Raw genomic sequence first — 24,460 nt, 5'->3', positions numbered from 1 at the left:
CAGACGTCGGTCGACCGTGACGTGCACACGCTAGCAAGCGCAAGTTGTCTCCGACGGAACGGCCGGTACCTCGCGGCCCGCATCCCTGACTTGACTATCCTGACAAAAGGGGCGGTCCTGGGCGCGGTTCGCGCGGAGGGAGCCGTGGGTGGTGGAGCGAAGTGGCGTGGAGCGAAGGCGCGACGATGCGGGCGCCGACCTGCTGCGGCGGGCGCGGGACGCTGCGGCGCGGGAGGCCTGGGCCGAGGCGTACGGGCTGCTGCACCGGCTGGAGCCCGACCGGCTCACCCCCGACGACTGTGCCGCCTTCGCCGACGCCGCCTGGTGGACGGGCCATGTCGACGAGTCGATCGTGCAGCGGGCGCGGGCCTACTCCGGATTCGCCGCGGCAGACGACGCCCGCCGGGCCGCGTACTGCGCGTGGATGCTCTTCTACGAGCATCAGCTCGCCGGACGGTCGGCCGTCGCCGCCGGCTGGCTGCGCCGGTCCCGGGAGCAGCTGCGCGGCGCACCCGAGTGCGTCGAGCAGTGCTATCTCGCCTGGATGGACGCCGAGGCGGCGCAGCGGCGCGGAGCGTTCGACGAGGCGATGACCCTGGCCCGGCGCATGGGCGAGATCGCGCGCCACTGCCACGACCGTGACCTGTACGCCATGAGTGTGCAGGCACGGGCGTCCGTGCTGCTGGCGCAGGGCCGGGTGGCCGACGGGCTCGATCTGCTCGACGACGCGATGTGCGCGGCCACGGCGGGCGAGCTCAGCGCCTTCTTCACCGGCTGGATCTACTGCCTGGGGCTCCAGCAGTCCATGGCCTGCGCCGACCTCGCCCGCGCCGCCGAATGGACCGAGGCGGCCATGCGGTGGTGCGCCTCGATGCCGGCCGAGAACAACTTCCGCGGCCTGTGCCGGGTGCACCGGGTGGAGGTGCTGGAGCTGCGGGGCGACTGGACCCGAGCGACCGCCGAGGCCGTACGCACCTGTGAGGAACTGCTCCCCTACGAACGCCGCACCGCCGCCGAGGCGTTCTATGTGATGGCCGAGATCCGGCGGCGGCGCGGGGAACTGGCCGCCGCCGAGCAGTCGTACGAACGCGCCCACGAGCTCGGCCGCGACCCGCAGCCCGGACTCGCCCTGCTGCGGCTGGCGCAGGGCAGGGCCGAGGCGTCGGCGGCGGCCCTCAGGCCCGCGCTGGCGGAGCGGTCGGCGGGCCCTCTCGAACGCTCCCGGCTGCTCGCCGCCCAGGTGGAGGTCACGCTCGCGCTGGGGCGGCTCGACGAGGCGCGCGCCGCGGCCGGGGAGCTGGGGCGCACGGCCGAGGACTGGCGGCGGCGGTGCGGCTCGGAGGTGACCGTGCTGCATGCGGGCGCGGCGGCCGCGGACGGTGCGCTGGCCCTCGCGGAGGGCGACCTCGACCGGGCGCTGCCCGGGCTGCACCGCGCCTGCGGACTGTGGCTGGAGCTGGACGTGCCCTACGAGGCGGCGCAGGTGCGGATGACGCTGGCCGCCGCCCACCGGGCCGTCGGCGACGACGAGGGCGCCGGCATGGAGCTGCGGGCCGCGGCACAGGCCTTCCGGGACCTGGGCGCGGTACCGGACGCGCGCCGGGCCGCCGCCCTGCTCGACGCGCTGCGCGGGCGCCGGCCGGGAGGGCTCACCGGGCGGGAGATCCAGGTGCTCCGGCTGGTCGCGGCGGGCCGCACGAACCGGGCGATCGCGGCGGAGCTGGTGATCAGCGAGCACACGGTGGCCCGGCATCTGAACAACATCTTCGCCAAGCTCGGCGTCTCCTCACGGGCCGCGGCGACGGCGTACACGTACACGCACGGGCTGGTCTGACGACGGCGTGATGGGCAGTTCTGCCCATGCCCGTGACGGACCGGATGGGCCGCTCGGGCGATGAGGACCGTCCCGCCGTCCGCGTAGACAGGAGGGGTACGCCGTCCCGACCCGAGCGGAAAGCAGGTGGTGGCCATGACCGCCTCCCCACCGGCCCTCGACGACAGGCTGCTGGAGCGGCTGCGCGGGGCCGTGCGCGGCGAGATCGTCGAGCCGGACGATCCGGAGTACGACGAGGCCCGCAAGGTCTACAACGCCATGATCGACAGGCGGCCGGCGCTAGTCGTCCGGGCCGCGGACGCGGGCGACGTCATGGCCACCGTGGACTTCGCCCGCGACCAGGGCCTGGCGCTCGCGGTGCGCGGCGGCGGTCACGGTGTGGCCGGGCACGGAACCTGTGACGACGGTGTCGTGCTCGACCTCGGGGCGATGCGCGGCGTCCGCGTCGACCCCGTGGCCCGCACCGCCCGGGTCGAGGGCGGCTGCACCTGGGCGGACGTCAACCACGCCACGCACGCCTTCGGTCTGGCCACCACCGGCGGGATCGTGTCCACCACCGGCGTGGGCGGCCTGACGACGGGCGGTGGCATGGGCTATCTGGACCGCCGCTACGGTCTGGCCTGCGACAACCTGCTCTCGGTCGACCTGGTGACGGCCGACGGGTCCTTCGTGACCTGCACCGACGACCAGGACGCCGCCGGGAACACGGATCTGCTGTGGGCGGTGCGCGGAGGCGGCGGGAACTTCGGCGTCGTCACGTCCTTCCTCTACCGGCTGCATCCCGTCGCCGACGTCCTCGGCGGGCCGACGTTCTATCCGCTCGACGGCGAGGTGATGCGCCGCTACCGGGAGCTGATCGCCGAGTCCGACGGCACGCTGGGCGCCCTGCTCGTGGTGGGGCTCGGGCCGCCGCTGCCGTTCCTGCCCGAGCGCTGGCACGGGCGACCGCTGTGCGGGGTGGTGGTCTGCTGGACCGGTCCCGAGGAGGAGGACGACCGGGTGCGGGCCCGGCTCGCGGGGCTCGGGCCGGTGCTCGGTCAGCATGTGGCCCGCATGCCGTATCCGGTCATCAACACGCTCTTCGACGACCTGGTGCCGCCCGGCCTGCACCACTACTGGAAGGGCGCCTTCAGCTACGGCCTGCCGGACGGCGTGGTGGACACCCTCGTCGAGTACGGCGCCACCACCCCGTCCATCCAGAGCGTCACCGTCGTCTTCCCCGTCGACGGCGCCTGTCACCGGGTGCGGCCCGAGGACACCGCCTTCTCCTACCGGGACGCCGACTACTCCATCGCGCTCAGCCCCACGCTCACCACGCGCCGGGAGTGCGAGGACCGCAAGGACTGGGTCCGCGCCTACCTCAAGGCGCTCCGGCCGCACTGCGCGGAGGGCGGCTACGTGAACTTCATGGACGCCGACGACCACGACCGCGTCGGCGCCAACTACCGCGGCAACCTGGACCGGCTCACGGATCTGAAGCGCCGCTACGACCCCGGCAACCTGTTCCGCCTCAACCACAACATCACGCCGTGACCCGTCCCGCGGACCCCGGCAGGAATCCTGCGGGCCGCCAGGCGTTGAACCCTGTATGAGTTCCGCGATCGCCTCGACCCGCTTCTCCGTCCTCGACCGTTCCCGCACCCGCGAGGGCCACACCGATGCCGAGGCGCTGCGGGACACCGTGGGCCTGGCCCGGGAGCTGGAGGCGCTCGGCTATCACCGCGTCTGGGTCTCGGAGCACCACGGGGTGCCCGGGGTCGCCGGGTCCGCGCCGACCGTGCTGGCCGCCGCCGTCGCGGGGGCGACCCGCACGATCCGGGTCGGGACCGGGGGCGTGATGCTGCCCAACCATCAACCCCTGGTCGTGGCCGAGCAGTTCGGGGTGCTGGAGTCGCTCTTCCCGGGGCGGATCGACATGGGTCTTGGCCGGTCCGTCGGCTTCACCGGCGGGGTGCGCAAGGCGCTGGGCCGGGGCAAGGACGACGCCGAGGACTTCGAGGCGCAGCTCGGCGAGCTGCTCGGCTGGTTCCGCGGCACCTCGCCGACGGGCGTGCACGCGCGCCCCGCCGAGGGCTTGAGCGTGCCGGCGTTCGTGCTGGCCATGGGCGAGGGGGCCGCCATCGCCGCCCGCGCGGGCCTGCCGATGGTCATCGGGGACCTGCGCAACCGCGCGAAGATGCAGCGCGGCATCGACCACTACCGCGCCCACTTCCGGCCCTCCGCGTGGGCGAGCGAGCCGTACGTCGTCATCTCCGGCACCGTCGCGGTGGCCGCCACGCCCGAGGAGGCCCGTCGGCTGCTCGTCCCGGAGGCCTGGTCGATGGCGTACTCCCGCACGCACGGCACCTTCCCGCCGCTGCCGCCCGCCGAGCGCGTCGAGGCGCTGACCATGACCGCGAAGGAGCGCGGCTTCTACGAGTCCGGTCTCGCCGGCCACATCGCGGGCACCGAGGAGCAGGTCGCGGACGAGCTGGAGACGGTGCTGAAGGAGACGGGCGCGCAGGAGGTGCTGGTGACCACCAGTACGTACGACCGGTCGGCGCTGCTGGAGTCGTACCGGCGTCTCGCCAAGCTGTGGTGATCACCCACCACGGCTTCGACTACGGCTAGGAGATGGCGCGCAGTCTGCCGTGGGGCCGGTCGCGGAGGCGGTCGACGGCCTGAGCGGTCTGCTCGTCCGCGGGCAGGAGGACGAGCAACTGCTGTGCGTCATCGGGGAGTTCGAGTGTCTCGCGGAGCAGCCGGAGTGCGCCCGCCGACGGGTGGTCGATGCGGAGTTCGCCCCGCTGCGGCACCACATGGCGGTTCAGCCGGTGGGTGAACTCGGGTCCCGCGACGGGCGCGAGTTCCGTGGTGAACCACTCGGAACTCTCGACGGAGGGCGCCAGCCAGAGGTCGAAGACCTGCTGGTCCGCGATCTCGTCCCAGTCGGCGAAGAAGGCCTTGGCGCGGGGGTCGGTGAACAGATGGCGGGTGAGGTTCGGGCTCTCGGCGTCGAGCAGGCCGGAGGTCCGCATGACGGCCTCGTAGCCGCTGGTGCGGGCGAGGATGTCGCCCAGCCGGTTGGTGACGACGGCGATGCCCGGTTCGAGCAGGCGCAGTGTCTGGAGGACCGCCTGCCGGACCTCGCGGCGCGGTGGTGCGGGTTGGGCGTGGGCGACGCATTCACCGCCGGTGATCTTCGCGAGGTAGCGCAGGTGGCCGCGTTCCGCGGCGTCGAGGCTGAGGGCGTCGGCGAGGGCGTTCACCACGGCCACGGACGGGTTGCGGTCGCGGCCCTGTTCCAGGCGGGTCAGGTACTCGACGCTGATGCCGGCCCGGGTGGCGAGATCCTGGCGCCGCAGGCCCGGTGAGCGGCGGCGGCCGTGGCTCGGCAGCCCCAGCGACTCGGGCTGGATGCTGTCGCGCTTGGCCCGGACGAAGTCCCCCAACGGCGTACCCATACTCGGAGCATAGGCCGCCTTCCGCCGGGGGTGGGCGGCTCAGCGTGGCCCTGTCGGGGCCAGCCTGAGCACGGTCTGGTCGGCGCCCGGACGCGGCCGGATCGTGGTGGTCATGGACAAGAACACGCACAAGTTGGCGATCATCGTCGGAAGCGTCCGGGACGGCCGGTTCGGTCCGGTCGTGGGCTCGTGGGTGGCCGAACAGGCCGCCGAACACGGTGGGTTCGAGGTCGAGGTCGTCGATCTCGCCGAGATCGACATCCCGTTGGCGCTGCCCGCCGCGTCGCCGAAGTACGCCGGTGACGACTACCCCCGTCCGGCCGGGATGGCCGCGCTGACGTCGGCCCTGGAGGACGCCGACGCGTTCGTCGTGGTCACCCCCGAGTACAACCACAGCTACCCGGCCTCCCTGAAGGCGGCCATCGACTGGCACTTCACCCAGTGGACGGCCAAGCCCGTGGCGTTCGTCAGCTACGGCGGTGCGGCGGGCGGCCGGCACGCGGTGCTGCATCTGGAGAACGTGCTCACCGAGCTGCACGCGGTGACGATCCGCGACGGTCTCGCCTTCCCGAACTACTTCACCGCCTGGCAGGACGGCCGCCCCCTCGACACCGCGGCGGCCGGTTACGCCAAGACGCTGCTCGACCAACTGGCCTGGTGGGCGGGCGCTTTGCGGTCGGCCCGCGAGGCCGCGCCCTACCCGGCGTGACCCGGACGACGCGCGGGCTCAGGCGTCCGGCGCGGCCCTGAGCCCGTCCACGACGAGGGCGAGGATCCGCCGCGCCCGCTCCTCTCCCCCGCGGGCCGGGTCGATCCGCCACAGCACGCTCAGCTGGAGCAGGACGTCCTCCGGGTCGAGGCCGGGCTTGAGGGTGCCGTCGGCGGCTCCCGCGTCGAGCAGGAGGGCGATGGCGCGGACGAAGGGGGCGTAGTTCTCGTCGTCGCGGCCGCCGTTGGTGGCGGCGTGGATGACCTCGGCGACGCCGTACTTGAGCCGGCCGTAGTGGGCGATCTCGTCGAACCAGAGTCGCAACGCCTCCAGCGGCGGATGCTCCCGCAGCAGTTCGGGGGCGCGGTCGATCAGGCGCTGGATGTCGTGGCGGTAGAGCTCCATCACGAGCGCTTCCCGGGTGGGGAAGTGACGGTAGAGCGTGCCGATGCCGACGCCCGCCTGCTTGGCGATCGCGGTGAGGGAGGCGGAGCTGGACTCGGCGAGGGCGGTCCGGGCGACGGTCAGGATCCGCTCCCGGTTGCTGAGCGCGTCTTTCCGGGTCGGCTTCGCGGGGGGCGGCGGGTTCACGGCGGTCGGTCGTCCCATCGGTCGGTCGGTACCGATACGGCCGGTGGGGTGCGGTCGATCGGCGGGGTTTGCCAGGCGGAGGGGCCTCCGGTACGTTGAAGGCATAACGGAGGGCCCTCCGCTTCATTCTGGCACACCCACCCCTCTCCGTGGAGCACACTCATGCCCGAACTGGTTCTGGTCACCGGAGGCAGCGGATACATCGCCGGCTGGGCCGTCGTCGAACTCCTGCGCCGCGGCTACGACGTCCGCACCACCGTGCGCTCGGCGGACCGCGAGCACACCGTCACCGAGGCCGTGTCGAGCGAGGTCGACCCCGCCGGCCGGCTGAGCTTCGCGATCTGCGACCTCACCTCCGACGAGGGCTGGGACGACGCCCTCAAGGGTGTCGACCGCGTGCTGCACATGGCCTCCCCGCTCGGCCTGTCCTCCGACGGGCCCGACGCGATGATCGCCGCCGCACGCGGCGGCACGCTGCGCGTCCTGCGCGCGGCCACCGCGGCCGGAGTGCGGCGCGTCGTGATGACCTCGGCGGCGAACGCCGCGAGCCCCTCCTCGTACGCCACCGAAGGCGTCACCGACGAGACTCTGTGGACCGACCCCGAGGACCCCACCCTGATCCCCTACCGCCGCTCCAAGACCTTCGCCGAACGCGCGGCCTGGGAGTTCATCGAGTCCCACGACGGTCCGACCGAACTGACCACGGTGCTTCCCGGAGCGGTCTTCGGGCCCGTCCTGACGCCCGACACCACCGGGTCCGTCGGCATCGTCGGCCGGATGGTCTCGGGCCGGATGAGCGGCGTCCCGCGGATCGGCCTGGAGGTCGTCGACGTGCGCGATCTGGTCGACGTCCACCTCCGGGCCATGACGTCGCCCGCCGCTGCGGGCGAGCGCTTCCTCGCCACGGGTGAGTTCCTGTGGATGGCGGACATGGCGCGCACTCTGCGCGAGGGCCTGGGCGAGCACGGGCGCAGGGTGCCCACCCGTCAGGTCCCGGACGTCGCCATCCGGCTGCTGGCCCGCTTCCGGGACCCGTCCCTGCGGGAGATCACCCCGGCCCTGGGCCGCCGCAACCGGCACAGCACCGAGAAGGCGCGAATCCTCCTCGACTGGCAGCCGCGCCCCGCCCGCCGGACGGTGCTCGACTGCGCCGAGAGCCTCATCGCGCACGGCGCGGTGTAGCCGGAGGCGCGCGCCACCCCGCCCCATGCACCCCACCCCTGGTCAGCAGCCACGGGAAACCGTTTACTCTGCTGCTGCGGGGCAGCCCGTCGGGGGACATGGGGACAAGGGGGGAACAAGCGCAGATGAACGATGCGACTGAGGTGTTCCAGCCGCTGCAGGCGGACGATCCGCGGACGGTGGCCGGCTACCGGCTCGCCGCGCGACTCGGTGCGGGTGGCATGGGGCGGGTCTATCTGTCGCACACCCAGGGCGGCCGGCCGGTGGCGATCAAGGTGGTGCGCCCCGAGCTGGCCGACGACCCCGCCTTCAGGCGGCGGTTCGGCCGGGAGATCAAGGCGGCGCAGCGGGTCAGGGGCGCGTACACCGCCGAGCTGATCGACGCCGACGCGGACGGGGTACCGCCCTGGCTGGCCACCCTCTACGTGCCCGGGCCGTCCCTGGCCGAGGCGGTCGCCCGGCGCGGGCCCCTGCCGGTACCGGCGGTGCTCTGGCTGATGGCCGGGGTGGCGGAGGCACTGCAGGCCATCCACGGCGCGGGCATCGTGCACCGCGACCTGAAGCCGTCGAACGTACTGCTCGCCACCGACGGACCGCGAGTGATCGACTTCGGTATCTCGCTGGCCGCGGACGCCACCTGGCACACGGCCACCGGCTCCGCGGTCGGCACACCCCAGTTCATGGCCCCCGAGCAGGCGACGGCCGGTGAGGTCACCCCCGCGACCGACATGTTCGCGCTCGGCCAGACGGCGGCCTTCGCGGCCCTGGGCGAGCCGCTGTACGGAGACGGCCCCTCGGCCACCATTCTCTACCGCATCGTGCACTCGGAACCCGAACTCTCCCTCCTCCCCGAGCAGTTGCGTCCGCTGATCGCCCGCTGCCTGGCCGCCGCACCGGAACAGCGGGCGACCCCGGCAGAGGTCATCGAGTGGTGCCGGCAGCGGCTGGGACGCGACGCGGACGCGGGCGGCGGACCGGCCGTGTGGCGGGAGGTGGCGGGTACGGAGGTGACGGTCCCGGCCCCGGTCCCCGACCCCACGCGCACGCACACCGTCCCGGCAGGCCACACGGGCCCCGACCGCACCAGACCCCTGCTCGCGCAGCCGCACCTGCAGACACGGCCGACCGCGGGCGATCCCTCGGCCCGCCGAAGACGCACCGCGCTGACCGTCGCGGCCGTCGTGGTGGGCCTGGCGCTGCTGACGGGTCTGACGCTGTGGCTCAGGAACCTGCCCTCCACGCCCGACCACCGGGACGCGGCGGCGTCCTCGACGCCGGGCGGGCAGACGTCGGGAGCCGCACGGCCGCCGGCCTCCGCCTCACCCGCCGATGACGACGGCAGCGGCAGCGGTGGAGGTGGTGGTACCGCGAAGGAGTCCGACCCCTCCCCGACGGCGGCCAGGACCCCGCAGGCCGAGCCCTACCCCCAGCAGTGGATCGACGAGAAGACCTCCCTGAGCTTCAAGGAGCCGATCTCGCGCAAGGACCGCAAGGGCGACATCCTCTTCGACTGCAAGAAGGTCGGCTGTGAGCTGCAGAGCGACACCAGCGTGATAATCCTGCTCCCCGGCAAGCCGGGGGCCACGCTGGACGACTGCCGCTTCATGCTCACGGCCGCCCACAGCCACAACCTCCCCCTGGCCGCCGCGGCGAACGGCAGCGAGATCTGCGTCAAGAACCGCTCCGGCGACATCGCCCTGCTGGTCATCCAGACGAAGTCGACGGCCCTGTGGGACAAGCCCGGGATCAGCTTCATGACGGCGGACATGACGATCTGGCGCAAGGCCGCGTGACGGACCGGGGGATAGAATCGCGGCGTTTGTCCCGCTGCAGTCGAAGATGTGTACGGAGTGTCTGTGATGGCCGGCCCCCGCGAACCGTACAAGGCAGGCCCTCACGACCCGTACGTCCGTGTCCGCGGCGCCCGTGAGCACAATCTCAAGGGTGTGGATGTCGACATCCCCCGGGATGTGCTGGCCGTGTTCACCGGGGTGTCCGGGTCCGGGAATTCGTCGCTCGCCTTCGGGACGATCTATGCCGAGGCGCAGCGCCGGTACTTCGAGTCGGTCGCTCCGTACGCGCGCCGGCTGATCCATCAGGTCGGGGCGCCGAAAGTCGGGGAGATCACCGGACTGCCGCCCGCGGTCTCCCTGCAGCAGCGGCGCTCGGCGCCGACGTCGCGCTCGTCGGTCGGCACGGTCACCAATCTCTCCAACTCCCTGCGGATGCTCTTCTCCCGCGCGGGCGACTATCCGCCCGGCGCCGAGCGTCTGGACTCGGACGCCTTCTCCCCCAACACGGCCGCCGGGGCCTGCCCCGAGTGCCACGGGCTGGGTCAGGTCCACCGTACGACCGAGGAGTTGCTGGTCCCCGACCCGTCCCTGTCGATCCGGGACGGGGCGATCGCCGCGTGGCCGGGCGCCTGGCAGGGTAAGAACCTCCGCGACATCCTCGACGCCCTCGGCCACGACGTCGACCGCCCCTGGCGCGAACTGCCCGCCGAGGAGCGGCAATGGATCCTGTTCACCGACGAACAGCCGGTCGTCACGGTGCACCCGGTGCGCGACGCGGACCGCATCCAACGGCCGTACCAGGGCACGTACATGAGCGCCCACCGGTATGTCATGAAGACGTTCTCCGACTCCAAGAGCCCCACGCTGCGCGCCAAGGCAGAGCGCTTTCTGAGCAGCGCGCCCTGCCCGGTGTGCCACGGCAGCAGGCTGCGTCCGGAGGCGATGGCGGTGACCTTCGCGGGCCGCACGATCGCCGAGCTGGCGGCGCTCCCGGTCAAGGACCTCGCCTCCGCACTGGACGCCACATCCGAGGCCGCCCGCGTCCTCACCGAGGATCTGAACTCCCGTATCGCACCGATCCTCGAACTCGGCCTCGGCTACCTCAGCCTGGACCGCCCGACCCCCACCCTCTCGGCGGGCGAACTGCAGCGCCTGCGCCTCGCGACACAGCTGCGCTCCGGACTCTTCGGTGTCGTCTACGTCCTCGACGAGCCGTCCGCGGGACTGCACCCGGCCGACACCGAGGCCTTGCTCACGGTCCTGGAGCGGCTCAAGGCGGCGGGCAACTCGGTGTTCGTGGTCGAGCACCACCTCGATGTCGTCCGCGGCGCCGACTGGGTGGTGGACGTCGGCCCGCGCGCCGGCGAGCACGGCGGCGAGGTGCTGCACAGCGGCCCGGTGGCGGAGCTGGCCTCGGTGGCCGAATCCGCCACGGCCCACCACCTCTTCGGCCGCGCACCCGCGGAGGTACGCCAAGTGCGCGCCGCCCGCGGCCAGTTGAAGGTCGGCCCGGTCACCCGGCACAACCTGCACGGGGTCGTCGCCGAGTTCCCGCTGGGCGTGTTCACCGCGGTCACCGGTGTGTCCGGCTCCGGCAAGTCCACCCTCATCGGGGAGATCGGCGAGGACCTGGCCGGTGTGGAGCGGCTGGTCTCGGTCGACCAGAAGCCCATCGGCCGTACTCCGCGCTCCAACCTGGCCACGTACACAGGCCTGTTCGACGTCGTGCGCAAGGTGTTCGCGGCGACCGACGAGGCGCGTGAGCGCGGTTACGGCGTCGGCCGCTTCTCCTTCAACGTCGCCGGGGGGCGCTGCGAGACCTGCCAGGGCGAGGGGTTCGTCAGCGTGGAGCTGCTGTTCCTGCCGAGCACCTACGCCCCGTGCCCGGACTGCGGCGGGGCCCGCTACAACCCCGAGACCCTTGAAGTGACCTACCGGGAACGGAACATCGCGCAGGTGCTGGACCTGACGGTGGAGAGCGCGGCGGACTTCTTCGCGGACACCCCGGCGGTCGCCCGCGCCCTGGCCACCCTCCTCGACGTGGGCCTCGGCTATCTCCGGCTGGGCCAGCCCGCCACCGAGCTCTCCGGCGGCGAGGCGCAGCGCATCAAGCTCGCGGGTGAGCTGCAGCGCGGCCGCCGCGGACACACCCTGTATCTCCTCGACGAGCCGACCACCGGCCTCCACCCGGCCGACGTCGAGGTGCTGATGCGCCAGCTGCACGGTCTCGTCGACGCGGGCCACACCGTGATCGTCGTCGAGCACGACATGACGGTCGTGGCGGACGCGGACTGGGTGATCGACCTGGGCCCGGGCGGCGGCGACGCGGGCGGGCGCATCGTGGCGGCGGGGACACCGGTGGAGGTGGCGCGGGCCAAGGGCAGCGCTACGGCACCGTATCTGGGCCGGGTGCTGCCGTCGCGGGAGGCGTGAGCGTCCGGCCCGCAAGGGATGGCGGCGGCGTCACAGGGATGCGAGCCAGGCGGCTGCCTCGTCCGGACGTGCGAAGCGCACCGTGTCGAGGGGGGCGAAGCGCGCATCGCTCGTGCGGCGCGCGATCTCGGCGCGGCGGCCGGTGTGCTGGGACCAGGCCCACCACACCGGGTGCTCCCGGCTGAACCAGCCGGCCCAGGTCTCCCTGTTGCCGCCGAAGATGCGCTCACGGGTGAGGGAGCGCCTCAGCGAGCGGCGCAGCACGCGCGGCAGCACGACCCGTCTGCCGTAGTCCAGCCAGAGCACGGTGTCGGCCCGCTCCCACAGCAGATCACGGACCTCCGGGTAGCCGATGGAGTCGATGATCCAGCGGGGTTCGGCGACGATGCGCGACACCGTCTCGGCCAGCTTGTCGTTGACGGCCCAGCCGGGTCCGCAGAAGTACAGCCCGTCCATCTCGTGGTACGGCACGTCCAGGCGCTCGCCCACGGCCCGCGCGAGCGTGGACTTGCCCGCGCCCGTGACACCCACCACCAAGATCCGCTGCACGCCCCGAACCCTACAGCGGCGCTCGGCGGTGGGGTCCGCGTGATCGTCAGCCGGTGCCGCGCAGGCCGGAGACCAGGTCGCGGGGCAGGCCGTGGGTGTCGTGGAGGTAGCGGTAGTCCTCGTCGCTCAGCGGGCCCCTGAACCGCGGTCGGGACAGCACGCGCCGGCCTCGTTCGAGGAGCCGGGTGAAGCGCCGTTCCTCCTCCAGCAGCAGGTCGCGGACGGTGCCGGTCCCGCAGGTCTGCCGGAAGTGGTCCAGTGTGTGTCCGACGAGCTCCACGGGCAGATCCGTCAGGGTGCGGGAGGGGTCGTCGCGCCGGAGCGTGGTGAGCAGTCGGCGGATCAGACGGCGCAGTACATAGCCGCGGCCGGTGTTGGAGACCCGTACGCCGTCGCCGATGACGACGACGCTCGAGCGCAGATGGTCGCAGACCAGGCGCATCGAGGGCTCGTCCAGCTGCCACAGCGGCGGCAGCAGTCTCGTCCACGGCTCGAACAGGTCCGTCTCGTAGACCGAACGGCGGCCCTGCAGCACCGTCATCAGGCGCTCCAGCCCCATGCCCGTGTCGATGCTCGGCCGCGAAAGGGGTTCGAGGCTGCCGTCCTCGTGGCGGTGGTAGCGCATGTGGACGTGGTTCCAGATCTCCACCCAGCGCGGGTCGGTGGTGGGGGTGCCCTGCGGCGGAGTGCCGGGACCGCCGGTCCAGACGAAGATCTCCGAGTCGGGGCCGCACAGGCCGACGGGCCCGTTGGACCACCAGTTCTCCTCGCCGGTCGACTCCACGGGCAGCCCCAACTCCTGCCAGGTGCGCAGGGATTCGACGTCGGGGCCGACCTGGTCGTCGCCGCCGAAGACCGTGACATACAGCCGCTCGGGCGGGATGCCGAAGCCGTCGCGCAGCAGCTCGTGACCCCAACGCAGGCTCTGCGTATGGCCGTAGTCGCCCAGCGACCACGAGCCGAGCATCTCGAAGACCGTCAGATGGGTGGGGTCGCCGACCTCGTCGAGGTCGGTGGTGCGCAGACAGCGCTGAACGTTGACCAGGCGCCGTCCCTGGGGATGCGGGCGGCCCTGGAGGTACGGCGTGAGGGGGTGCATGCCGGAGGTGGTGAACAGCACCGGGTCCGGGGGCGGCGGCAGCAGGGAGCCGCCGGTGATGAGCCGGTGGCCGCGCTCGCGGTAGAAGCCGGTGAAGGTCTCCAGGGTCCGGTCGGTGGTCATGGTGGGCAGGGTGCTCATGGCGGTGTTCCTTCGGGTCGTGGGGACCGGGGAGAACCGCGGGAGCAGCGTCCGTGAGCCTGTGAGAAGAGCGCACCACGTCCCGGCGGTCCGTTTCCGGCCGCCGGGGAGAGAGGAAGAGGTCAGGCGTCGGCAGCCGGCGAGTTCGTCGCTCGCGCGGCCGCGGTGTGGCTGCTACAGCTCCTGACCTTCATGGACGCAACGCTAGCAAGCGGGCCGAAGGCCTGTCGCCCCGTTTTCCGGGCGGGGCCCAGGAGCCGGCGGGGACTAGGGTCTGCTGTCATGCGACTGACGGTTCTCGGCGGCAGCGGCGCGTGGCCCACGGCGGTGCAGGCGTGCAGCGGCTATCTCGTCGAGTACGACGGCTTCCGGCTGCTGCTCGATCCCGGGTACGCCACCCTGCCGCGGCTGCTGCGGCACCACACCGTCGACGCGGTCGACGCCGTGCTGGTCAGCCATGGGCATCCCGACCACTGCGCCGACCTCAACCCCTTGCTGCGGGCCCGTGGACTGAGTGAGGACCCGCCACCGCCCCTGCCCGTGTACGCGCCGCACGGTGCGCTCGACGCGGTGCTGGCGCTCGACAGGCCGGGCATGCTCGCCGCCGCGTACCGGCTCCACGGGTTCGCCCCGGGCGAGCGGTTCGGCATCGGCCCGTTCACCGTCGCCACCCGGCTGCTGCCGCACTTCGTGCCCAACGCGGGCATCCGGCTGAGCACACCCGGCGGGGTGCTCGCCTACACCGGCGACACCGGCCCCAGCACCGACATCCCGCGGCTCGCCGAGGGCGCCGACCTGTTCCTGTCGGAGGCCACGTACATCCACCGGGTGCCGGACGACGACGCGCCGTATCTGCTGACCGCGGAGCTGGCCGGTCGGTACGCGCAACAAGCGGGCGCCGCACGGCTGTTGCTGACCCATCTGTGGCCGGGCACGGATGCGACGGCCGCCCGGGAGGCGGCCGCACGGTTCTTCGGGAGGTCGATCGACGTCGCCCTCCCGGATCTCGTCGTGACGACGGCGTCCTGACATGTCGGCTCTACGCGACCAACGCCGTGTGGATCCAGCCCAGTTGATCCGCCGTCGTCGGCTGCGCCGCGCGGGCGAGCGCGCGTCGGTCGCGGTGGGTGCCCGGCGCGATGGCCTCGCGCACGTCGACCTCGGCGACCAGCCCGCGTGCCGTCAGCACGCGCCACACCGAGGCCAGCAGTGAATCGTCGCCGATGAAGGCCGGGACCGTGCTGGGTGTGCCGCCGGTGATCCGGTAGCGCAGCCGGACCGGCTGGACGGGAACGCCCGCGTCGAGCGCCGCCTGGAAGACCGCCCGCCGGAAGTTGCCCTGAGCGCGGCCGCACCAGGTGCTGCCCTCGGGGAAGACGGCCACGGCATGCCCGCCCCGCAGCGCGTCCGCGATCAGAGCGACCGTCCCCGGGAGGGCGCGCAGCCGTTCCCGGTCGATGAACAGCGCCCCGCTGCCGGCCGTCAGCCGGCCGGCCACGGGCCAGCCGCGGATGTCGGACTTGGCGAGCATCCGGGCCGGGCGTACGGCGGCGAGCAGCGGGATGTCCAGCCAGGAGATGTGGTTGGCGACCAGCAGCAGTCCGCCGGTGGGAGCGGCGGCGCCGGTGATACGGACCCGGACCCCTGCGGCCCGTACGATCCACCGGCACCACCGCCTCACCAGATCGGCGGGGATCCGCCCGCCGAGCGGCAGCAGCGCGATCCCGGCGAGCATCAGGACCACGACCACCGCCATCCGCAGCACGGCACGCGGTACGGCCGTGGCGGACGCCGTCGCCTCGATGCACGTCCCCGGGGTACAGGGCGCGCTGGGCTGCCAGACGCTCATCAGGCCGGCACGAGCGAGAGGAAGTGCCGCAGATAGCGCGGGTTGACCCGGCGCATCGACAGCAGCACGTACAGGTCGGCGACCCCGAAGTCGGGGTCGTGTGCGGGCTCCGCGCACACCCAGGCGCCGAGGCGGAGGTAGCCGCGTAGCAGGGCGGGCAGTTCGGTGTTCGCGACCGTCCCGGCGTCGCCCGGGACCCAGGGCAGCAGCGGGCGTACCCGGTACTCCTGCGGCGCCAGGTACTTGGCGCGCACCTTCTCCCAGGTCGCGGAGGCGAGCCTGCCGCCGTCGGCCAGCGGGACGGAGCAGCAGCCGGCCAGCCATTCGTGGCCGCGGTCCACCATGTAGCGGGCGATCCCGGCCCAGATGAGGCCGATGACGGCGCCGTCGCGGTGGTCGGGGTGGACGCAGGAGCGGCCGACCTCGACGAGTCCGGGCCGGATGGCGTCGAGCGCGGTCAGGTCGAACTCGCCCTCGGAGTACAGCCGTCCGGCGACGGCCGCGCGCTCCGGCGGGAGCAGCCGGTAGGTGCCGACGACCTGTCCCGTGACCTCCTCGCGCACCAGCAGGTGGTCGCAGTAGGCGTCGAAGGCGTCGATGTCGTGGCCCGGCTCGGCGGTGGCCAGCAGGGCACCCATCTCTCCGGCGAAGACCTCGTGCCGCAGCCGCTGCGCGGCACGCACGTCGGCCTCGTCGCGGGCGAGCGAGACGCTGTAGCGGGTGGGTGCGGCGGGCTGTGGGGGACGGTCGAGCGTGGATACGCCGGTCATGGCTCTCTCCTGGTCACGGGCCGGGTCGGCGGAAGGGGGGCGGCTGAGCGGTGTCGTGCGATCCGCCGCCCCTGTTCTTCCGATGCCGACTGACCTTCGCGTGACCGGCGCAGAGAGAACGGGTGTGAGGTTGTTGAACGGCTCGGGCCGCCCCTGTCATTTCGCCGGTGCGCAGTGCTCCAGCCATCCGCGGGTCTCCCGCTCGTCGAGCACGCGCTCCAGGACGAGGGCTCCGGTCATGCCGGGGAAGAACCGGCCCGCGGGCCAGCCCCGCTCGTAGGGCGGCGGGTCCAGGACGAGGAGGCGTACGCCGTCGACGACGGGGATGTCTGAGGGGGTTCCCTCGTTCCACACCCATTCCCCGCCCGGCGTCACGAGGTTGAAGGAGCCGGTCGTCGGCACCTGGCCCGGTGCGTCGCGGCACACGGCGACCTCCTGTGCGGAGGGGGCGTGGCCTTCGACGTGGCCGCCGCCGACCAGGGCGTCGGCGAGCAGGGTGTGCAGCTGGAAGTTGTCGGCGAGGCCGCTCATGCGCAGCGCGTAGCCGGTGCCGGTGGGGCGGTGCAGCACGATCAGCGGTTCGTCGTCGAGGACGAGCAGCGCGTAGTACAGGCATTTGAACTCGTGCTCGGAGGCTTCCTGGACGGATCGCAGCGCGGCCAGCAACTGCGTGCGCCGCTCGCCCAGTCGGGCCCGTACCGCGCTGTGGTTGAGCATCGCGACCGACGCCATCTCCCACTGCGGCAGCGTGCACCAGGCCACGGCCGCGTCCTGGCCGACCCGCTCGACCATCGCGTCGTCCAGGGCGTCGCCGTCGGGCTCGGGCAGCTCTCCCCCGCCGGTCGCCGCCCAGCGCTCGCAGAACTCCCCGGCCGCGGTGAGTGCTTCGGCGAGTCCGTCGAAGATGTACGGGGCGCAGGCGGTCGCGTCGGCGCCGCGTTCCACGCAGGCTCCGGTCAGTACCGCGACCAGTGCGCGGGGTCCGGGCGGTACGTCCGCCAGCAGTGCGGCGAGCCGGGGGCCCGCCTGGAGGAACTCCCCGTCCGCGGCGTCCCCGTAGTGCTGCTGTATCTCCTGCATGGCGTGCTGGGAACGCTGTCCGTCCCGCTCGCGCACGGCGGTCTCGAAGCCGGCGACGGCGTCGAGGAACCGCTCCCTCCCCTTGGGCGCAAAAATCATGCACGAACCCTACAGACCCCACACGTGCGGGGCGGGGCCGGGGAGCACCACTCCCGGCCCCGCCCGTCCGCCCCTGTGGGCGGACGTCCTTGGAGCGCCGCGTGAACTACGCGGCGGCTCGACACGGCTAGCGCTTGGCCACCTTGCGCGTGGCGCGCAGCCACTCCTTGTTCATGCTGGTGATGGACATCAGCGGGATGCCCTTCGGGCAGGCGGTGGCGCACTCGCCGGTCAACGTGCAGCCGCCGAAGCCCTCTTCGTCCATCTGCGCCACCATGTCCAGGACACGGGTCTCGCGTTCGGGTGCGCCCTGGGGCAGCGTGTTGAGGTGGTTGATCTTGGCGGAGGTGAAGAGCATCGCCGCGCCGTTCGGGCAGGCCGCCACGCACGCGCCGCAGCCGATGCACTCGGCGTGCTCGAAGGCGAGGTCGGCGTCCGGCTTCGGCACGGGCGTGGCATGGGCCTCGGGTGCCGAGCCGGTGGGCGCGGTGATGTAGCCGCCGGACTGGATGATCCGGTCGAAGGCCGAGCGGTCGACGACGAGGTCCTTGATCACCGGGAAGGCGGAGGCCCGCCACGGCTCGATGTCGATGGTGTCGCCGTCCTTGAAGGACCGCATGTGCAGCTGGCAGGTGGTGGTGCGCTCGGGCCCGTGCGCGTCGCCGTTGATGACGAGCGAGCAGGCGCCGCAGATGCCCTCGCGGCAGTCGTGGTCGAAGGCGACCGGGTCCTCGCCCTTGAGGATGAGCTCCTCGTTGAGGGTGTCGAGCATCTCCAGGAACGACATGTCGGAGGAGATGCCGTCCACCTCGTACGTGGACATGGTGCCTTCGGCGTCGGCGTTCTTCTGCCGCCAGACGCGCAGGGTGAGCTTCATGCGTAGCTCCGCTGGGTGGGGTGGACGTACTCGAAGACCAGGTCTTCCTTGTGCAGGGTCGGAGCCTGGCCGGTGCCGGTGAACTCCCAGGCGGCCGCGTAGCCGAACTCGTCGTCCCTGCGGGCCGCTTCGCCGTCCGGCGTCTGCGACTCCTCGCGGAAGTGGCCGCCGCAGGACTCGGCGCGGTGCAGTGCGTCGAGGCACATCAGCTCGGCGAGCTCCAGGTAGTCGACGATGCGGTTGGCCTTCTCCAGCGACTGGTTGAACTCCTCGCCGGTGCCGGGCACCTTGATGCGCCGCCAGAACTCCTCGCGGATCTGCGGGATGCGCTCCAGTGCCTTGCGCAGTCCGGTGTCGGTGCGGGCCATGCCGCAGAACTCCCACATGAGTTCGCCGACTTCGCGGTGGAAGGAATCGGGGGTGCGGTCGCCGTCCACGGCGAGCAGCCGGGCGAGGCGGTCCTCGGTCTCGCGGACGGTCTCGACGGCGGCCGGGTGCGAGGCGTCGATCTCGTCCTTGTGCGGGTTGCGCGCCAGGTAGTCGTTGATCGTCGCCGGCAGGACGAAGTAGCCGTCGGCCAGGCCCTGCATCAGGGCGCTCGCGCCCAGCCGGTTGGCGCCGTGGTCGGAGAAGTTGGCCTCGCCGATCGCGAACAGGCCGGGGATCGTGGTCTGCAGGTCGTAGTCGACCCACAGGCCGCCCATCGTGTAGTGCACGGCGGGGTAGATCCGCATGGGCACCTGGTACGGATCCTCGTCGGTGATCCGCTGGTACATGTCGAAGAGGTTGCCGTACTTGGCCTCGACGGCCTTGCGGCCCATCCGCTTGATCGCGTCGGCGAAGTCGAGGTAGACGCCCTGTCCGCCGGGCCCGACACCGCGGCCCTCGTCGCACACGTTCTTCGCGGCCCGCGAGGCGATGTCGCGGGGCACCAGGTTGCCGAAGGAGGGGTAGATGCGCTCCAGGTAGTAGTCGCGCTCGTCCTCGGGGATCTGGTTCGCCGGCCGGGTGTCGCCCTTGGCCTTCGGCACCCAGATCCGGCCGTCGTTGCGCAGCGACTCGCTCATCAGCGTCAGCTTGGACTGGTGGTCGCCGGTGCGCGGGATGCAGGTGGGGTGGATCTGGGTGAAGCAGGGGTTGGCGAAGTAGGCGCCGCGCCGGTGGGCCCGCCAGATCGCGGTGGCGTTGGAGTTCATGGCGTTCGTCGACAGGTAGAAGACGTTGCCGTAGCCGCCGGACGCCAGGACGACGGCGTCCGCGAAGTAGGTGGAGATCTTGCCGGTGATCAGGTCGCGGGCGACGATGCCGCGGGCCTTGCCGTCGACGATGATCAGGTCGAGCATCTCGGTGCGCGGGTGCATCTCGACGTTGCCCGCCGCGATCTGCCGGGACAGCGCCTGGTACGCGCCGAGCAGCAGCTGCTGGCCCGTCTGGCCGCGGGCGTAGAAGGTCCGCGAGACCTGGACGCCGCCGAAGGAGCGGGTGTCGAGCAGTCCGCCGTACTCCCGCGCGAACGGCACGCCCTGGGCCACGCACTGGTCGATGATCTCCACCGAGATCTGGGCGAGCCGGTGCACGTTCGACTCGCGCGCCCTGAAGTCGCCGCCCTTGACGGTGTCGTAGAACAGCCGGTAGACGGAGTCGCCGTCGTTGCGGTAGTTCTTCGCGGCGTTGATGCCGCCCTGCGCGGCGATGGAGTGGGCGCGGCGGGGTGAGTCCTGGTAGCAGAACTGGACGACGTGGTAGCCCTGTTCGGCGAGGGTGGCGCCGGCGGAGCCGCCGGCGAGTCCGGTGCCCACCACGATCACCGTGTGCTTGCGCCGGTTGGCGGGGTTGACCAGCTTGGCCTCGAAACGGCGCGTGTCCCAGCGCTCGTTGACCGGGCCGGAGGGGGCCTTGGTGTCGGCGATCGGCTCGCCGGTCGCGTAATCCACGTACTCAGCAGACATGTTCAGCTCACCACTCCGGTCATGACGCCCACGGGTACGGCGATGAAGCCGGCCGTGAGCAGCAGTGCGAGGACGTTGCCAGTGGTCTTCAGGGCGCGGTCGCGGGTGCGGCTGCCGACGCCGAGGGTCTGGGCGGCGCTCCAGAAGCCGTGCTGGATGTGCAGGCCGAGGGCGAGCATCGCCACGATGTAGATGACGTTGCCGTACCAGGTGGAGAAGGTGTCCACGACGTTCTGGTACGGGTGGCCCTCCTGGAAGCCGCCGGAGTGCACGGTGCCGGTGGTCAGGTCGAGGATGTGCCACACGATGAACAGGGCGAGGATGATCCCGCCCCAGCGCATGGTGCGCGTGGCGTAGCTCGCCTTGGGCTTCTTGTGCACGTACTTGCTCGGGCGGGCCTTGATGTCGCGGCGGCTGAGCTGGTAGGCGGAGACGGCGTGGGCGACGACCGCGACGACGAGGACGACGCGGATCAGCCACAGTGTCCACTCGTAGTGCATGAAGGGCTCGCCGACGGTGCGCAGCCAGTGCGCGTAGTGGTTGAACTCCCCCGCGCCGAAGAAGATCTTCAGGTTGCCGATCACATGCGCGACCAGGTACAGCAGCATGATCACGCCGCTGACCGCCATCACCGTCTTCTTGCCGACGGAGCTGTCCCACACGGTGCGTGCCATGGACGGCCGTCGGTCCGTCCGCGTTGCCAGAGCCATGACTCAAGACGCTAGGACGGAACAGGGCGATCGGTCCAAGACATGGTGCGGCTTGATTCGATAGGCGAGAGCTATCGTGACATCATGCAGTTCCAGCAGCTTCAGTATTTCGTCGCCGTCGCGGAGACCCGGCACTTCACCCGGGCCGCGGATCTGGTGCATGTCGCCCAGCCGTCCCTGTCCCAGCAGATCAAGGCGCTGGAGCGGGAGCTCGGCGCCGATCTGTTCCTGAGGGCTCGCGGCAACATCACCCTCACCGACGCGGGCGAGGCGCTGCTGCCGCTGGCCCGGCGCATCCTGGCCGACGCGGACACGGCCCGGCACGAGGTGCAGGAGCTGGTGCAGCTGCGCAGCGGGCGGGTCAGGCTTGGCGCGACGCCGAGCGTGTGCACGGGTCTGCTGCCGGACGTGCTGCGCGCCTTCCACGACCGCTACCCGGGCATCCGGCTGCTGATCGAGGAGGGCGGTTCCCACGATCTCGTACGGGAACTCGCCCGCGGCGCCCTCGACCTCGCCCTGGTCGTCCTGCCGCTGCCGACGCCGTCCCCGGCGCTGACCACGGTGGAGCTGCTGCGCGAGGACCTGGTCGTGGTGTCGTCCCCGGAGTCGCCGGCGCCGGGCGGTCCGGGGCGGCGCACCGTGCGCATCGCCGACCTGGAGGGTGAGCGTCTGGTGATGTTCCGGCACGGCTACGACCTGCGCGAACTGACGGTGGCCGCCTGCCGCGCCGAGGGCTTCGAGCCGGACTTCGCGGTCGAGGGCGGCGAGATGGACGCGGTGCTGGGATTCGTACGGGCGGGGCTGGGTCTCGCGGTCGTGCCGCGGATGGTGGCCACCCGGTCGGGGCGCGGGCTGCGGGTGACACCGCTGGCCCGGCCCGGACTGCACCGCACCATCGCCCTGGCGCACCGCAGCGACGTGGCACCGCCGCGCGCGGCGCGGGAGTTGCAGCGGATGCTGCTGGAGAGGTAGCGCGGCGACCGATCGTCACCCGAGGCACCTTGTTTCACCGTACACGTACATGCATAATGCAGTTATGCATAAGCGGGTCATGGAACCGGCGGATGCCCAGGCGCCGTCCGACGCAGGCACACAGGCATCGCCGGAAGCGCTGATGATCGCCGTGGAGCAGCTGGTGCTCTACGTCCGCCGCAGTGCCACCACCGGCGGTCTGAGCACTGCCGCCTCCTCCGTGCTCGGCTTCCTCGGCCGCGAGGGTGCGTACCGGCTGACCGACCTGGCCCGCACCCAGCGCGTGTCCCAGCCCAACATGACCCAGCTGGTCACCCGGCTGGAGCGGGCGGGCCTGGTCCGGCGCACCGCCGACAGCCGGGACGGGCGGGGCGTGCTGGTCGAGGCCACCGACGCGGGCATGGAGGTCTTCCGCCAGCGGCGCACCGAGCGCACCCAGGCGCTGCAGCAGGTCGTCGACCGGCTGACCGGGCCCGAGCAGGAGGCGGTGCGGACCGCTCTGCCCGCCCTCGCCCGCGCGATCCACGACCTCGACTGACGTCCGCCACCCCCGTGACCCTCAACTCCCCGGAAGAGAACCGCACATGAGTGCTTCGCACGAGCGGGCCGCAAGCCCCTTCAAGCAGCCGAAGGCCGTCTGGGCCGTCGCGTTCGCCTGCGTGATCTCGTTCATGGGCATCGGCCTGGTCGACCCGATCCTGCCCGCCCTGGCCGACAGCCTGCACGCCACCCCCAGCCAGGTCTCGCTGCTGTTCAGCAGCTATCTGATCGTGACCGCCGTCGCCATGCTGATCGTCGGCTGGGTCTCCAGCCGGCTGGGCGCCAAGCGCACCCTCGTCGTGGGCCTCGCCGTCATCGTGGTCTTCGCCGCGCTGGCCGGCACCTCCGGCTCCATCAACGGCATCGTCGGGTTCCGCGCCGGCTGGGGCCTCGGCAACGCCCTGTTCATCGCCACCTCCCTGGCCGTCATCGTCGCCTCGGCCAGCGGCGGCTTCGGCGGCGCGATCATCCTCTACGAGACCGCCCTCGGCCTCGGCATCGCCGTAGGGCCGCTGCTCGGCGGCGAGTTGGGCGCCATCAGCTGGCGCGGCCCGTTCTTCGGTGTGGCCGTGCTGATGGCGATAGCCCTGGCGGCGACGCTGGCCTTCGTCCCGACGCTGCCCAAGCCCGCCAAACCCACCTCGCCGCTGGCCCCGATCAAGGCGTTGCGCCACCGCGGGCTGCTGACCATGGGCATCATGGCGCTGCTGTACAACTGGGGCTTCTTCACGATGCTCGGGTACGCGCCCTACCCGATGGAGCTCAGCGCCCATCAGCTCGGCCTCGTCTTCACCGGCTGGGGTCTGCTGGTGGCCGCGTTCAGCGTGTTCTTCGCCCCGCGTCTGCAGGGCCGCTACGGCACCGCACCCGTGCTCTACGCCAACCTCCTCGGCCTCGGGATCGTGATGGCCGTCATCGCGGCCGGGGTCGACACCCCCGCCGTGGTCATCGTGGCCGTCATCGTCAGCGGCGCCTTCATCGGCATCAACAACACCCTCACCACACAGGCCGTCATGCTGGTCTCGCCGGTGGAGCGGCCGATCGCCTCCTCCGCGTACGGCTTCCTGCGCTTCATCGGCGGCGGTCTCGCGCCCTACGTCGCCGGGAAGCTGGCCGACGCCACCGACCTGAGCGTGCCGTTCTACCTCGGTGCCGCCACCTTCGTCATCGCCATCCCCGTCCTCGCCACCGGTCACAAGCTGCTGCGGAAGGCCGAGTCGCGCGCGGAGGAGGGCGAGCAGGTCGGCCCGGTCCTCACACCGGTCACCGCTCCCGCCGCGCCGGGCACGGCTCCCGTCGTGGTGGCCGTCGGCGCACACGACCGCGCGGCCGACATCGTGGACGCGGCGGCCCTGCTGGCCCGCGAGAGCGGCAGCCCGCTGGAGGTCGTGCACGTGCAGCAGACCGCCGTCGTCGAGGAACAGGCGGCCGACACCGAACCCGCCGACGAGGCGCGGCGCGCGGTCACCCGCCACCTCGAACGGCTCGCCGGGCAGGGCGTCACCGCCACCGGGCAGATCCTCGTCAGCGTCGGCGACCACGCGGCGGCCGGCCGCCTCCTGGCCCGCCACGCGGCCCGCATCGGCGCCCGCGCCGTCGCCGTCGGCCGCTCCCCGCGCGGCGCGCTCGTCCAGTTCACCGACGGCAGCCTGACCATGGCCCTGGCCCACAGCGCCGACTGCACCGTCCTCCTGGTGGACCCCGGCCACGCCCCCCGCCCGCTGACCCACGACGCCCTCACGGAACTACGCGGCACGGCCGCCTGAGACACCGCGGCACGACACGGGGGCGAGCAATTTCCACGCTCGCCCCCTCGCGCGTCCACGACGCCCTCACAGAA

The 24,460-nt window shown here is 72.2% G+C and carries 21 protein-coding genes; 11 read left to right on the top strand and 10 right to left on the bottom strand.

What is annotated here, in order from left to right; genetic code table 11:
- Positions 1-148: 148 nt before the first annotated feature.
- The 3 genes from MQN93_RS19555 to MQN93_RS19545 all read left to right on the top strand — a co-directional run bounded on the left by MQN93_RS19555 (position 149) and on the right by MQN93_RS19545 (position 4,415).
- Positions 149-1,834, top strand: coding sequence for a LuxR family transcriptional regulator (locus MQN93_RS19555; protein ID WP_242710542.1), 1,686 nt, complete (start codon positions 149-151; stop codon positions 1,832-1,834).
- A 135-nt stretch (positions 1,835-1,969) separates the two neighbouring features.
- Positions 1,970-3,367 carry an FAD-binding oxidoreductase gene (locus MQN93_RS19550; protein WP_242710541.1) on the top strand — a complete coding sequence of 466 codons (1,398 nt, stop codon included), beginning with the start codon at positions 1,970-1,972 and terminating at the stop codon, positions 3,365-3,367.
- Positions 3,368-3,422: 55 nt separating this feature from the next.
- Positions 3,423-4,415 (top strand): LLM class flavin-dependent oxidoreductase, encoded by a 993-nt coding sequence (locus MQN93_RS19545; RefSeq protein ID WP_242710540.1) that lies wholly within the window; start codon positions 3,423-3,425, stop codon positions 4,413-4,415.
- Positions 4,416-4,440: 25 nt separating this feature from the next.
- Here MQN93_RS19545 and MQN93_RS19540 read toward each other — a convergent pair whose 3' ends face one another.
- Positions 4,441-5,277 (bottom strand): helix-turn-helix domain-containing protein, encoded by an 837-nt coding sequence (locus MQN93_RS19540; protein ID WP_242710539.1) that lies wholly within the window; start codon positions 5,275-5,277, stop codon positions 4,441-4,443.
- Positions 5,278-5,389: 112 nt separating this feature from the next.
- Between MQN93_RS19540 and MQN93_RS19535 the strand changes: the two genes are divergently transcribed.
- Positions 5,390-5,986: an NADPH-dependent FMN reductase gene (locus MQN93_RS19535; RefSeq protein WP_242710538.1), complete on the top strand. Its 597-nt coding sequence runs from the start codon at positions 5,390-5,392 to the stop codon at positions 5,984-5,986.
- Between the two features lie 18 nt (positions 5,987-6,004).
- Here MQN93_RS19535 and MQN93_RS19530 read toward each other — a convergent pair whose 3' ends face one another.
- A complete protein-coding gene (locus MQN93_RS19530) occupies positions 6,005-6,595 on the bottom strand; it encodes a TetR/AcrR family transcriptional regulator (protein WP_242710537.1) in 591 nt (196 codons plus the stop codon).
- Between the two features lie 144 nt (positions 6,596-6,739).
- Here MQN93_RS19530 and MQN93_RS19525 point away from each other — a divergent pair, with 144 nt between their 5' ends.
- The 3 genes from MQN93_RS19525 (at position 6,740) to MQN93_RS19515 (ending at position 11,985) form a co-directional block, all read left to right on the top strand.
- Complete coding sequence (locus tag MQN93_RS19525; protein ID WP_242710536.1) at positions 6,740-7,759, top strand: NAD-dependent epimerase/dehydratase family protein; 1,020 nt, start codon at positions 6,740-6,742, stop codon at positions 7,757-7,759.
- 74 nt (positions 7,760-7,833) lie between these two features.
- On the top strand, positions 7,834-9,552 hold the full coding sequence (locus MQN93_RS19520; RefSeq protein ID WP_443744615.1) for a serine/threonine-protein kinase: 1,719 nt from the start codon (positions 7,834-7,836) through the stop codon (positions 9,550-9,552).
- 66 nt (positions 9,553-9,618) lie between these two features.
- On the top strand, positions 9,619-11,985 hold the full coding sequence (locus MQN93_RS19515; protein ID WP_242710534.1) for an ATP-binding cassette domain-containing protein: 2,367 nt from the start codon (positions 9,619-9,621) through the stop codon (positions 11,983-11,985).
- Positions 11,986-12,015: 30 nt separating this feature from the next.
- Here the strand turns inward: MQN93_RS19515 and MQN93_RS19510 are convergent, their stop codons facing one another.
- Together MQN93_RS19510 and MQN93_RS19505 are read right to left on the bottom strand one after the other, a co-directional pair.
- Positions 12,016-12,534: a P-loop NTPase family protein gene (locus MQN93_RS19510; RefSeq protein WP_242710533.1), complete on the bottom strand. Its 519-nt coding sequence runs from the start codon at positions 12,532-12,534 to the stop codon at positions 12,016-12,018.
- A 46-nt stretch (positions 12,535-12,580) separates the two neighbouring features.
- A complete protein-coding gene (locus MQN93_RS19505; RefSeq protein ID WP_242710822.1) occupies positions 12,581-13,756 on the bottom strand; it encodes an alanine--tRNA ligase-related protein in 1,176 nt (391 codons plus the stop codon).
- 300 nt (positions 13,757-14,056) lie between these two features.
- Between MQN93_RS19505 and MQN93_RS19500 the strand changes: the two genes are divergently transcribed.
- Positions 14,057-14,803 (top strand): MBL fold metallo-hydrolase, encoded by a 747-nt coding sequence (locus tag MQN93_RS19500; protein WP_242710532.1) that lies wholly within the window; start codon positions 14,057-14,059, stop codon positions 14,801-14,803.
- A gap of 10 nt (positions 14,804-14,813) precedes the next feature.
- Here the strand turns inward: MQN93_RS19500 and MQN93_RS19495 are convergent, their stop codons facing one another.
- The 6 genes from MQN93_RS19495 to MQN93_RS19470 all read right to left on the bottom strand — a co-directional run bounded on the left by MQN93_RS19495 (position 14,814) and on the right by MQN93_RS19470 (position 21,072).
- Positions 14,814-15,623, bottom strand: coding sequence for a lysophospholipid acyltransferase family protein (locus MQN93_RS19495; protein WP_242710531.1), 810 nt, complete (start codon positions 15,621-15,623; stop codon positions 14,814-14,816).
- Positions 15,623-16,393, bottom strand: a complete 771-nt coding sequence (locus MQN93_RS19490; RefSeq protein ID WP_016431064.1) for a GNAT family N-acetyltransferase — start codon at positions 16,391-16,393, stop codon at positions 15,623-15,625. Before MQN93_RS19490 ends, MQN93_RS19495 begins: the two co-directional genes overlap by 1 nt.
- 156 nt (positions 16,394-16,549) lie before the next feature.
- Positions 16,550-17,572, bottom strand: a complete 1,023-nt coding sequence (locus tag MQN93_RS19485; RefSeq protein ID WP_242710530.1) for a hypothetical protein — start codon at positions 17,570-17,572, stop codon at positions 16,550-16,552.
- Between the two features lie 127 nt (positions 17,573-17,699).
- Positions 17,700-18,449 carry a succinate dehydrogenase/fumarate reductase iron-sulfur subunit gene (locus tag MQN93_RS19480; protein ID WP_016431066.1) on the bottom strand — a complete coding sequence of 250 codons (750 nt, stop codon included), beginning with the start codon at positions 18,447-18,449 and terminating at the stop codon, positions 17,700-17,702.
- The gene (locus tag MQN93_RS19475) at positions 18,446-20,398 is read right to left on the bottom strand and encodes a fumarate reductase/succinate dehydrogenase flavoprotein subunit (protein WP_242710529.1); all 1,953 of its coding nucleotides are present in this window, start codon (positions 20,396-20,398) and stop codon (positions 18,446-18,448) included. The genes MQN93_RS19480 and MQN93_RS19475 overlap by 4 nt, the downstream gene beginning before the upstream one ends.
- 2 nt (positions 20,399-20,400) lie before the next feature.
- Complete coding sequence (locus MQN93_RS19470) at positions 20,401-21,072, bottom strand: b558 family succinate dehydrogenase (or fumarate reductase) cytochrome B subunit (protein WP_016431068.1); 672 nt, start codon at positions 21,070-21,072, stop codon at positions 20,401-20,403.
- A 120-nt stretch (positions 21,073-21,192) separates the two neighbouring features.
- On the opposite strand from MQN93_RS19470, the gene MQN93_RS19465 reads away from it, so the two are divergent.
- The 3 genes from MQN93_RS19465 (at position 21,193) to MQN93_RS19455 (ending at position 24,386) form a co-directional block, all read left to right on the top strand.
- The gene (locus MQN93_RS19465) at positions 21,193-22,080 is read left to right on the top strand and encodes a LysR family transcriptional regulator (protein WP_037780028.1); all 888 of its coding nucleotides are present in this window, start codon (positions 21,193-21,195) and stop codon (positions 22,078-22,080) included.
- Positions 22,081-22,144: 64 nt separating this feature from the next.
- Positions 22,145-22,618: a MarR family winged helix-turn-helix transcriptional regulator gene (locus tag MQN93_RS19460; RefSeq protein WP_372504394.1), complete on the top strand. Its 474-nt coding sequence runs from the start codon at positions 22,145-22,147 to the stop codon at positions 22,616-22,618.
- A 46-nt stretch (positions 22,619-22,664) separates the two neighbouring features.
- Positions 22,665-24,386: an MFS transporter gene (locus MQN93_RS19455; RefSeq protein WP_242710528.1), complete on the top strand. Its 1,722-nt coding sequence runs from the start codon at positions 22,665-22,667 to the stop codon at positions 24,384-24,386.
- The last annotated feature ends 74 nt before the right edge of the window (positions 24,387-24,460 follow it).

Source organism: Streptomyces spinosisporus (assembly GCF_022698145.1).
Lineage (GTDB): Bacteria > Actinomycetota > Actinomycetes > Streptomycetales > Streptomycetaceae > Streptomyces > Streptomyces spinosisporus.
Note: the sequence above shows the minus strand (reverse complement) of the source record. Positions and strands in the feature narration are given on the sequence as shown.

What these genes read in the sequence shown, in the direction of transcription:
- MQN93_RS19475 (WP_242710529.1), bottom strand. Translation starts at nt 20,398, where the DNA reads ATGTCTGCTGAGTACGTGGATTACGCGACCGGCGAGCCGATCGCCGAC.
- MQN93_RS19505 (WP_242710822.1), bottom strand. Translation starts at nt 13,756, where the DNA reads ATGACCACCGACCGGACCCTGGAGACCTTCACCGGCTTCTACCGCGAG.
- MQN93_RS19525 (WP_242710536.1), top strand. Translation starts at nt 6,740, where the DNA reads ATGCCCGAACTGGTTCTGGTCACCGGAGGCAGCGGATACATCGCCGGC.
- MQN93_RS19530 (WP_242710537.1), bottom strand. Translation starts at nt 6,595, where the DNA reads ATGGGACGACCGACCGCCGTGAACCCGCCGCCCCCCGCGAAGCCGACC.
- MQN93_RS19460 (WP_372504394.1), top strand. Translation starts at nt 22,145, where the DNA reads ATGCATAAGCGGGTCATGGAACCGGCGGATGCCCAGGCGCCGTCCGAC.
- MQN93_RS19470 (WP_016431068.1), bottom strand. Translation starts at nt 21,072, where the DNA reads ATGGCACGCACCGTGTGGGACAGCTCCGTCGGCAAGAAGACGGTGATG.
- MQN93_RS19465 (WP_037780028.1), top strand. Translation starts at nt 21,193, where the DNA reads ATGCAGTTCCAGCAGCTTCAGTATTTCGTCGCCGTCGCGGAGACCCGG.
- MQN93_RS19495 (WP_242710531.1), bottom strand. Translation starts at nt 15,623, where the DNA reads ATGAGCGTCTGGCAGCCCAGCGCGCCCTGTACCCCGGGGACGTGCATC.
- MQN93_RS19455 (WP_242710528.1), top strand. Translation starts at nt 22,665, where the DNA reads ATGAGTGCTTCGCACGAGCGGGCCGCAAGCCCCTTCAAGCAGCCGAAG.
- MQN93_RS19550 (WP_242710541.1), top strand. Translation starts at nt 1,970, where the DNA reads ATGACCGCCTCCCCACCGGCCCTCGACGACAGGCTGCTGGAGCGGCTG.
- MQN93_RS19545 (WP_242710540.1), top strand. Translation starts at nt 3,423, where the DNA reads ATGAGTTCCGCGATCGCCTCGACCCGCTTCTCCGTCCTCGACCGTTCC.
- MQN93_RS19500 (WP_242710532.1), top strand. Translation starts at nt 14,057, where the DNA reads ATGCGACTGACGGTTCTCGGCGGCAGCGGCGCGTGGCCCACGGCGGTG.
- MQN93_RS19485 (WP_242710530.1), bottom strand. Translation starts at nt 17,572, where the DNA reads ATGATTTTTGCGCCCAAGGGGAGGGAGCGGTTCCTCGACGCCGTCGCC.
- MQN93_RS19540 (WP_242710539.1), bottom strand. Translation starts at nt 5,277, where the DNA reads ATGGGTACGCCGTTGGGGGACTTCGTCCGGGCCAAGCGCGACAGCATC.
- MQN93_RS19515 (WP_242710534.1), top strand. Translation starts at nt 9,619, where the DNA reads ATGGCCGGCCCCCGCGAACCGTACAAGGCAGGCCCTCACGACCCGTAC.
- MQN93_RS19480 (WP_016431066.1), bottom strand. Translation starts at nt 18,449, where the DNA reads ATGAAGCTCACCCTGCGCGTCTGGCGGCAGAAGAACGCCGACGCCGAA.
- MQN93_RS19490 (WP_016431064.1), bottom strand. Translation starts at nt 16,393, where the DNA reads ATGACCGGCGTATCCACGCTCGACCGTCCCCCACAGCCCGCCGCACCC.
- MQN93_RS19535 (WP_242710538.1), top strand. Translation starts at nt 5,390, where the DNA reads ATGGACAAGAACACGCACAAGTTGGCGATCATCGTCGGAAGCGTCCGG.